Origin of the sequence: Brucella sp. HL-2 (genome assembly GCF_025846885.2) — a bacterium.
Classification (GTDB): domain Bacteria; phylum Pseudomonadota; class Alphaproteobacteria; order Rhizobiales; family Rhizobiaceae; genus Brucella; species Brucella quorumnocens.
The window spans coordinates 1-9,519 of record NZ_JAOYTK010000046.1 but is presented as its reverse complement, the minus strand read 5'-3'; the positions used below and the strand labels follow the sequence as shown (position 1 = coordinate 9,519).

The window sequence follows — 9,519 nt, the reverse complement described above, 5'->3', positions numbered from 1 at the left end:
GTCTCGAATTTGCGCCCTTCGGCTTCAAGCATGGTACGCAGTTCAGCAAAGTTTTCGATAATGCCGTTATGCACCACAGCCAGACGTGCGGTGATGTGCGGATGCGCGTTGCGCTCAACCGGCTTGCCATGGGTGGCCCAACGCGTGTGGCCAATGCCGATCACCCCGGGAAGTGGCTCGCCCGTAAGGCGATTTTCGAGATTGACGAGCTTGCCTTCCGCACGACGGCGATCGAGCTTACCATTCTGGAGCGTGGCAATGCCGGCAGAATCATAACCGCGATATTCAAGTCGCTTCAGCGCATCAACCAGACGCGGTGCGACCTCGTTATTGCCAATAATGCCGATAATTCCACACATAGGGTGCTCCAAATCCGATATTCACGCGTATAGCCGCGATTTAAAGAGTCTAACGCGGAACGGCAACCCAAGGGACTGCCGTTCTCTTCATCTAATCGTCGATTTATTTCGAAGACGTTTTAGCCGCTTTGATGGCAGCATACTTCTCCCGCAGGATCTTTCCCCGCCCTTTTTTGGTTTCCTGTCTAGCCCGGCCAAATGCCAGAGCATCGGCAGGCACATCATCCGTGATCGTGCTGCCGGACGCGATATAGGCATTGTCACCAATCGATACGGGCGCAACAAGCGAACTGTTGGAACCAACAAATGCGTTTTCGCCGATCACAGTCTTATATTTGTTATAGCCATCATAATTACAGGTGATCGTACCTGCACCGATATTGCTCGATGCCCCGACAACCGCATCGCCGATATAAGTCAGGTGATTGATTTTTGCACCCTTGCCGACCTCAGCATTCTTCACTTCACAGAAATTTCCGACTTTGGATTTTTCGCCAAGATTTGCGCCCGGACGCAAACGTGCGAACGGCCCGATCTCAGCTTTCTCGCCGATATTGGCGCCTTCAATATGTGAGAAAGCGTGGATCAGCGCGCCCGATGCAACACAGACTTTAGGTCCGAAGAATACATTCGGCTCGATTATGACGTCGGCTTCGATCAATGTATCATGCGAGAAGAAAACGGTCTCGGGTGCGATCAGCGTCACACCTGCCAGCATCATGTCCAGACGCTTACGGTTCTGCCAGATGTTTTCTGCCTCCGCCAGTTCTGCACGATTGTTGATGCCGATGACATTATCGACTGGCACTTCAAGTGCGGTAACATTCAGATCTTTTTTGTGGGCCAAACCCACAATATCGGTGAGATAATATTCGCCCTTGGCATTTTTGTTATCAACTGCGTCAAGCAAGGCCAACGCATGCGCACCACGCACAGCCATAAGCCCACCATTACAGAAGCCGATTTTCTTTTGAGCGTCAGTTGTTTCTTTTTCTTCGACAATAGCAATCAGCTTGCCATTCTCTTCGATCAATCGACCATAGCCTTGCGGACTGGCCGGACGAAAACCAATCACGACGACATCAGAACCCTCTGCGAGTTTACCGCGTGCAGCCTGCAGCGATTGCGCTTCAATAAGCGGCGTATCCCCAAAGACGATCAGCAGATCATCATAGCCACGCGCAATAGCGTCACGCGCTGCCAGCACGGCATGAGCAGTGCCCAAACGCTCGGTCTGCTCAAAAGAGGAAACAGCATCAGCAACTTTTTCGACAGCCGTCTGCACTTTATCCGCGCCACGCCCGACGACCAGCGCAACATCGCTCTTGCCGGTGCCCTGAACAGCCTTCACCACATGGCAGACCAGCGGAAGCCCTGCCACCTGATGGAGTACTTTCGGCAAGCTCGACTTCATACGCGTGCCTTCGCCAGCGGCAAGCACGATGGAAAGGCAGGTACGGTCTGTCATTGTATCGTCCAGAAATATTGAGGCTCATCTGCTCATAGCATTAAAGCGTATATGGAAACTTACAGATTGCTTATCCCAATCGACCTAAGGCCGGGAAGGTCTCAAGCAACCAGAATGAAAACGACTGCATGCCGCCGGTAAGAAAAAGGACACCGGCAATAACGAGAAGAGCGCCCATAACCTTCTCAACTTTGCCAAGATGAACGCGGAACCTCGACAAAAACCGCATGAATGCGCCGGAAAAAAGGGCGGCGAACAAAAAAGGAATTCCCAAGCCCAGCGAATAAACGGCCAGAAGGGCAGCGCCTTCGATCACCGTGCTGCTTCCACCCGCCAGTGTGAGAATTGGTCCTAGAACCGGGCCTATACAAGGGGTCCAACCGAACGCAAATGCCAAGCCCATGACATACGCACCCAATGGCGTTGCGGGCGCACTTCGCGCCTGAAAACGGGCCTCGCGGGAAAGAAACGAAAACCGCAAAACGCCAAGGAAATTAAGGCCCATCAAAATGATGACGACACCCGCCACCATGGCGACTTCCTGCTGCCACATGCGCAAGAACGCGCCAATGGACGAAGCACCAGCACCAAGCGCTACAAAAACTGTGGTAAAGCCAAGCACAAATGAGATCGCAGCCAATGCCAGTGAGCGACGCTGCAAGGAAGCGGCAGCAACGCGTGATTCTTTTTCAGCGCGAAAATCCTCAACGCTCACACCCGCCATATAACATAGGTAGGGTGGAACCAGCGGTAGAACGCAAGGCGATAAGAACGACAGCGCACCCGCACCGGCAGCCGTCAGATAAGAAACACTGAGCACCAAAACCTCGTTTTCATATAGAACATTTCTCATCTAAACCAGATAAGTCATTCTATTGATTTGTTTTTGAACAAAGTAGGGAAAATATATCTAACTTTCCGACTTTCCTCAAAATGCTTGCGGCGAACGCCGTTTGCTGGCCTTATAACCCAACTTCGGCATTACTTTGAATATTTTCAATGCGGCATCTCGCTCGAACATAAGTTCGCCCTAAATCAGGATCACTTGCGCAATTTTAGATTGCTCCAACTGGACGACGCTCCGATGAGCTTAATTGATAATGAAGAACCTTCTTCAGCATCCACTAGACAGAATAAGTCTTTCGGATTGCTGAAGCGATACCAGCATTTTCTGTTTCCCATAGCGGGCATCGCCATTGCCCTGCTGGCAATCTATGTTCTGGAAAATCTGCTCCAGAATACCTCACGCAAGGACACGCTTGAGGCACTTCATGCAATTTCGTGGACGTCCATTGGGCTCGCTGTATTTTTCACGATGCTCAGCTATGCAGCCGTGGCGCTATATGACGTGGTTGCGGTGGACACGATTGCGCCCAACCAAATCCCACGCCGTATCGCTGCGGTGGCAGGGGCTGCTGGCTATGCGATTTCTAATGCGATTGGCTTCTCGCTTCTGACTGGTGGTGCGCTTCGCTATCGGATTTATGCCGCTGAAGGCATCAGCCTTGCTGACATCGGCAAGATCGTCGGCACGTCCTGGTTTGCCATCTGGTTTGCGCTCATCATCATGGTGGGAGCAGCCCTTCTTATCGACCCACAGGATGTACCGTGGATTTCGACGATCGACTCTCGTCTGGATATTGTTGCAGGCATCATCATTCTGGGCGGTATCGGCTGGCTCATCTACTGGCTTTCCCATGGAGAGCGTACACTGCGCCTTGGCTCGTTAAGCTTGCGCCTGCCTAACTCCAAGGGTGCGACTACACAGATTTTTGCAGGTCTTGTCGATGTCGGCGCTGCGGCAGCAACACTCTATGTGCTGATGCCACAGGATGCAGTTCCAAGCTTTGCAGTCTTCGCGCTCGTCTATGTGATCGCCATTGTGCTCGGCATCGCAAGTCATGCGCCAGGCGGGCTTGGCGCTTTTGAAGCCACAATCATCGCTGGTCTCGGTATCGGCGGGCAACCCGATGCTATCGCGGCTCTTCTTGCTTATCGTGTGATCTATACGGTTATGCCGCTTGTGGTCGCCACAGCAGGCATTTTAATATGGGAAATCATGCGGCGCAGGCAGATGCTTGGACGGCAAGCCAAGTTTGCCAAGCGCCTTGTCGAACCTCTGATACCTGGACTTTCCGCCAGTATTATATTCCTCGGCGGCATTATTCTGCTGGTGTCGGGCGCAACTCCGGATATGCGGTACCGGGTAAAAATTCTCTCCGACGTGGTGCCGGAATTTTTCGTCGAAACATCGCATCTTGCAGCAAGTCTTGTGGGTGTCGCTCTGCTCATCGTCGCACGTGGCCTATTCAAACGGCTTGAACGCGCGTGGATCGCGGCCCTCGTCCTTCTGCTTTTCGGCGCAGTTTTCTCACTTACAAAAGGCTTGGACTGGGAAGAAGCAACCATCCTCTGCCTTTTTGCCTTTGCCTTGTGGGGTTTTCGCGATTCCTTCTACCGTCGCCCGATCTCAGGCCCGTTTGAACTGAGCTGGAGCTGGATTACATCCGTCGGTACCACCGTTATTGTTTCCACGTGGCTTGGCTTCTTCGTCTATCGACATGTTGAATATTCCAATGACCTCTGGTGGGATTTTGCATGGAATGACAATGCGCCACGCTTCCTGCGTGCGACCGTTCTGGTCTTCGCAGTCGTCGCAGCAGTCGGTCTTCATTCAATGATCAACCGGCACAGCCAGCGCAAGCGCAAACGCGATTATTCTATTCCAGAGGCAGTTCCTGCACTTGTGGCAGCATGCCCGCACACAGATGCAGCACTTGCGATGCTTGGCGACAAACAATTCTTGCTCGCACCCGATAACAACGCGTTCATTATGTATGCGCAATCCGGTGGTAGCCTGATCGCCTTGGGTGAACCTATCGGAGACAAAAAAGCTGCCAGAGAACTCGCGTGGTCGTTCCACGGCCTTGCCGACAAAATGGCATTGCGCACGGTGTTTTATGGTGTTGGCCCTGACAGTCTGCCGCTGTTTCTGGATATGGGATTGGTCGCGCTGAAGCTCGGCGAAGTTGCTCGCGTCGATCTGACTGATTTCTCGCTTGAAGGTCCTCGCCGTCAACCATTCCGCTATGCTGACCGCAAGGTCGACAAGGACGGACTGACCTTTGACGTCATCGACGTGAAAGATGTGCCGTCCCTCGTCCCTCGCCTGCGCGAAATCTCCGATGCATGGCTCGATCATAAGTCCGGCAGCGAAAAGGGCTTTTCACTCGGCTATTTCGATGATGATTACATGGAGCGCTTCGATGTTGCCGTGATGAAAAAAGACGGTGAGATTGTTGCCTTCGCAAACTTGTGGCGTGGGGCCGACAAATACGAAATCACAGTAGACCTCATGCGTTATATGCCCGACGTGCACAAGCTTCTGATGGACGCACTTTTTGCCAAGTTGCTTATGTATAGTAAGGATCAAGGCTATAAATGGTTCAATCTGGGCGCGGCACCGCTCTCTGGCTTAAACCGCAGCAGACTTGCTTCACGCTGGAATCGTTTCGGCTCGTTTATCTATCGACGTGGTGCGGACCTCTACCATTTCGACGGCCTCAAGGCCTTCAAAGAGAAGTTCGACCCGATCTGGACCCCACATTATATGGTTTGTCCCGGTGGTCTGGAAACACCCCGTGCTCTTATCGATGCCACAACTCTGATCAATGGTAGCCCTCTGGAGTTCATCCGCAAATGAAGAAGCGACGCATTCTTTTAACTGTTCTTGGGTTGGCGCTGATTGGAGGTGCAGGTGCCTATGCGGCACTTCATCCCGGCAAGATTGCACGCCAATGGGCACAGTTCTTCAATGCCGATGAGCCTGTCATTCATGCAAGCGCCGAGCGGCTTTCAAATATTCCGGTTTATATGCCGAAAGGCGATCCGGTCGGTCTTGCCATCCTGTTGAGTGATGAAAGCGGCGTCGGAGACAAAGAACGCAGTTATATGGATGCGATGCTGGCGCGAAACATAATCGTTTTGCCCGTCGAGCTTGGTCCGTGGCGGGCAGCGCTCGATAAGGAAGATGGCGAGTGCAACTATCTCGACTCCGATTTTGAAGCTATTGCTAAAGAAGCCCTTCGCGGACTTGATCTTGACGTTTATTTCCATCCCGTCGTAACTGGCATTGGTCAGGGTGCAACGATTGCCTATGCAGCAGCGTCAGATTCACCTGATGCGACCATCGCAGGCGCTATTGTTCTTGATCCTACACCTGCGAAAACGCGCCTGCCCTCCTGTACCGAAGCGGCAGAAGCCACCAAAGCGCCTGGTGGCGGCTTCACCTACGGCTATGAAGCGAATATGCCCGCCCCGACACTTGTGATTGGGCCGATAGGCTCGCCCGTGAATAATCCTGTCGATGCACGTCAGAAAAAGATTGCCGTGCTGCAATCCGGGTCGGACTTCCCGGCACGCATGAAGATGGCGGTCGATAACGTCGTCGCTATGGCCGATCAGGATGCAAAGAACGAAGCGTTGCCAATCGTTGACCTTCCCGCAAAGGGCGGCAAAAGCGATATGGTGGCCGTTTTTTATTCAGGCGATGGCGGCTGGCGCGATCTCGACAAATCAATTGGCGAGTGGCTACAAGCCAATGGCGTTCATGTCATCGGCGTCGACTCTCTGCGTTATTTCTGGTCCGAACGCACGCCTGAAGAAATTGCTCGAGACACAACGGCGATGATCGAGAAGGCCGATCCGACCGGCAAATTGCCGGTTACCATTCTTGGCTATTCCTTCGGAGCTGATACATTCCCATTTGCGTGGAAATATCTCGATCCAGCCCTGCAAGACCGCACGAAGATGGTGGGGCTTCTCGGCGTTGAAACCACCACGACATTCCAGGTTTCTATTGAAGGCTGGCTTGGTATGGATGGCGATAAGGACGTCGTACCAGCTATTACCACCATCCCGCTTGATCGCGTTGTCTGCGTCTATGGCGAAGAAGAAGATGATACTGCCTGCACAGCGCCAGAGCTTAAAGGTGCTGACCTTATGAAGCTGTCCGGCGGTCATCATTTCGATGAAAACTATGAGCCGATTGCAGCGGCTTTGCTTGATAAGATGCGCGCTCGCGCAGGTCTGCCACCGCGTCCTGCGAGTTAAAAAATGGCACCGACAATATTGTCGGTGCTATTTTTACTCATACTTTCAAAGCCTTCCGACCACCAAATTTCCAGCGCACAAGATCAATCAGCAAAAATGCGATCAGGCTCAGACCAATCATCGGTAAAGCCCAACCAATCACAACCGCGATCAGCACGACCAGCAGCTTCTGCAGCACTTTGAGATAGAGCCAGCTTTGGATCAGGGTTCGCGGCATAGAACCCGCAGGCGGTCGCCGCTGCCACCAAATGCGATAGCCATAGATTATCATGCCAATCAGCGCCAAGCCCAACAAAGCCATAACAATCTGATTGGCAACGCCGAACAGAACACCCATGTGCAGATCAATTCCCCAGCGAATGAGCTTGGCAATGATCGGGAATGTTTCAAAATCGGCCCTGCTGATTACCGCCATATCGCGCGGGTCGATAGCAAGCGTGTCAACCTGCGTAGGCCAGGAGCGGTCATATTCGCGGACCAGCCAAGCTTGATCAGCATTTCGCGGAATACGAATTTCCAGCATTGGCGACTGAAGACCGGATTGCCGCGACAGGAGATTTACAGCGTCAAGCTGGCTGACATAATCGATTGTCGATGCAGCGGCACTGTGGTCCTGTTGACTACCATGATCACGGTGTTCGGCATGCTGGTCGGCAGCCACAGCGGGTTTATCAAGAGCGGTCGAAACAGACGGTGTTATCCAACCGACTGCCGCACGAAAATCGTCAATTCGCCCACCTGCTAATTGCGACCATGTCATGCCAGTCGCCGAAAGAAAAACCAGACCTACAGCGATCCAGATGCCAATCTGACTGTGCAGACGCCGCGTACGCAAGTGCGCATTTTCTTTGGCGTTTGAACTACGCCGGACATCCCGCTTCCACCACCATAGCAGAACACCGCCGAGCGCTGCGACCCACAACCAGGAAGCGGCAAGTTCGCTATAATAGCGGCCAAAATCTCCGAGCATCAGATTGCGATGTAAATAGTCGATAGACGCACGCAACGGCAATACGCCGCTCGTGCCATAGACGACAAGATCTCCCTTGATTGCCAGCGTTATTGGATCGACAAAAATTGCTCGAGTTTCAGATTCTCCTAAATCCGGCTCGATGAACATAACGCGCGTATTCCAGCCCGGACCTGTCGATGGACGGATAGCAAACAGCCTCGGATCGTCACCGATAAAATCGCGGGCAGCCTTAACCTGATCAGCCAATGGCTGCACAGTGCCTAATGACGATGTGCGCAATTGATCACGATAGATCATGTCTTCGAGTTGCGGCGTCAGCACATAAAGTGTGCCTGTGATCGCGGCAATCAAGATGAATGGCCCAACGAACAGACCCACATAAAAGTGCAGTCTGGTGATGAAGGCCTTTAAACTCGAACCGGCAACGCGCGTTGCCTCAACAGAGCAGCTCTTTGATTGTGCTTTTGGCAATATGGCATCGGTCATGGCTGCACCTCATTTCGTGCAGCGTCTGCAGATAAATAAAAAGAAAACATTGGCATCTCCAGCCTGTGTGAAAAAGCCGGACGATAGGCAACTGCGCTTCTCAAGTGTTTGTTTACAGCACATCCTATCCGAAAACCGCTTCACGCTTTTCGAGATGTACGCTTGAGCATGTCTCCCAAAAGTGGGAACCTGTTTTGGGTTAAAGACATACGTAAAAACAAATAGATAGAACATTTTCTGCAATTCATCTTAAACAGGAAATGCTCTAGAACGCGCAAGCTGCATAGCGCCGGAATTGATCCATGCATCAGCTGAGAAGTGCAGGTGGTCCTCTAGGGAGATAGGTTTGGCCCAGAGAATTTGGCGGACCGTGAACCACGAGCCGCACGACATGATAACGGGCAACAAATAATGCGTGGTAGGCAAACGACAGTGTTTGAGCAGCGAGGCCAGCACCAACAGCGCACGCGGCTTGACAAAGTGCCGAACAGCACGAACGCGCAAGGTCCTTTAGCGGAGCTTCATCGCCATTGGTTTGACCGTCATGGATCGAGCAAATGACTGAAGTTTGGCCGTTCGACCACGCAACCATCGAGGCTTGCGCGTAAGAGGTTATGATCCCCTGAAACAGAATGACGAGCGCGATTGATGCCGCCCAAAGGGCAGCTTCAAACTTGTTGCCGACTATTCTGGCTTTGAGGCTCATAATCGCTCATCTCATCCCTTGGTGAGATTGTCACTGCGACAAATACGAGAACCGGACGAGAAAGAATTTAAAGAGCTTATTTTTGCGCTTTTCAAGCACAAGGATGCTCGGCGCGACACCAGACTGAGGTTTTCCCTTGGGGTTCTTAGCATTGCTGTCAGAACGAAGACACCTCTCATGCCTTAGCGTAACGATACACAACGTCTTCCAGATCGTCTCTGGGAGCTGTCAGATCGAGAATTCCGCCTAACCTTTCTGCAACGCCAATTGATCTGAGATTTTTGGGGGATGCGTATGGCTTTAGAGCGTCGGGCGCTAATCATGCAACACATTGAGCTGCTTTGAAGAAGTTTCGGCACTCTTGTGGCGAAAACAGATCGCAGACGGAGCCGAGGGCTCTCCACAGCTCGTCATA

At 52.4% G+C, this 9,519-nt stretch carries 6 protein-coding genes and 1 pseudogene; 2 read left to right on the top strand and 5 right to left on the bottom strand.

All coding sequences use genetic code 11. The annotated features are described in order from the left end of the window. From OIV19_RS22965 to OIV19_RS22955, 3 genes and pseudogenes are all read right to left on the bottom strand, one after another. Nucleotides 1-359, bottom strand: a pseudogene (locus OIV19_RS22965) (glutamine--fructose-6-phosphate transaminase (isomerizing)); the annotation flags it as partial. Between the two features lie 103 nt (nt 360-462). Then, complete coding sequence (gene glmU / locus OIV19_RS22960; protein ID WP_264234179.1) at nt 463-1,827, bottom strand: bifunctional UDP-N-acetylglucosamine diphosphorylase/glucosamine-1-phosphate N-acetyltransferase GlmU; 1,365 nt, start codon at nt 1,825-1,827, stop codon at nt 463-465. 70 nt (nt 1,828-1,897) lie between these two features. After that, a complete protein-coding gene (locus OIV19_RS22955) occupies nt 1,898-2,647 on the bottom strand; it encodes a cytochrome c biogenesis CcdA family protein (protein ID WP_264234177.1) in 750 nt (249 codons plus the stop codon). A gap of 264 nt (nt 2,648-2,911) precedes the next feature. On the opposite strand from OIV19_RS22955, the gene mprF reads away from it, so the two are divergent. Both mprF and OIV19_RS22945 read left to right on the top strand, forming a co-directional pair. After that, nucleotides 2,912-5,530, top strand: coding sequence for a bifunctional lysylphosphatidylglycerol flippase/synthetase MprF (mprF, locus tag OIV19_RS22950; RefSeq protein WP_264234175.1), 2,619 nt, complete (start codon nt 2,912-2,914; stop codon nt 5,528-5,530). Continuing rightward, nucleotides 5,527-6,939, top strand: a complete 1,413-nt coding sequence (locus OIV19_RS22945) for a virulence factor family protein (protein ID WP_264234174.1) — start codon at nt 5,527-5,529, stop codon at nt 6,937-6,939. Before mprF ends, OIV19_RS22945 begins: the two co-directional genes overlap by 4 nt. A 37-nt stretch (nt 6,940-6,976) precedes the next feature. Here OIV19_RS22945 and OIV19_RS22940 read toward each other — a convergent pair whose 3' ends face one another. Together OIV19_RS22940 and OIV19_RS22935 are read right to left on the bottom strand one after the other, a co-directional pair. Beyond that, entirely contained in the window at nt 6,977-8,398 is a 1,422-nt protein-coding gene (locus OIV19_RS22940) for a PepSY-associated TM helix domain-containing protein (protein ID WP_264234171.1), read from the bottom strand. Nucleotides 8,399-8,705: 307 nt separating this feature from the next. Further along, nucleotides 8,706-9,104, bottom strand: a complete 399-nt coding sequence (locus OIV19_RS22935; protein ID WP_264234169.1) for a hypothetical protein — start codon at nt 9,102-9,104, stop codon at nt 8,706-8,708. Nucleotides 9,105-9,519: the final 415 nt, after the last annotated feature.

Bases quoted from the DNA above. Each gene is read 5' to 3' on its own strand.
- glmU (WP_264234179.1), bottom strand. From the start codon at position 1,827: ATGACAGACCGTACCTGCCTTTCCATCGTGCTTGCCGCTGGCGAAGGC.
- mprF (WP_264234175.1), top strand. From the start codon at position 2,912: ATGAGCTTAATTGATAATGAAGAACCTTCTTCAGCATCCACTAGACAG.
- OIV19_RS22935 (WP_264234169.1), bottom strand. From the start codon at position 9,104: ATGAGCCTCAAAGCCAGAATAGTCGGCAACAAGTTTGAAGCTGCCCTT.
- OIV19_RS22945 (WP_264234174.1), top strand. From the start codon at position 5,527: ATGAAGAAGCGACGCATTCTTTTAACTGTTCTTGGGTTGGCGCTGATT.
- OIV19_RS22940 (WP_264234171.1), bottom strand. From the start codon at position 8,398: ATGACCGATGCCATATTGCCAAAAGCACAATCAAAGAGCTGCTCTGTT.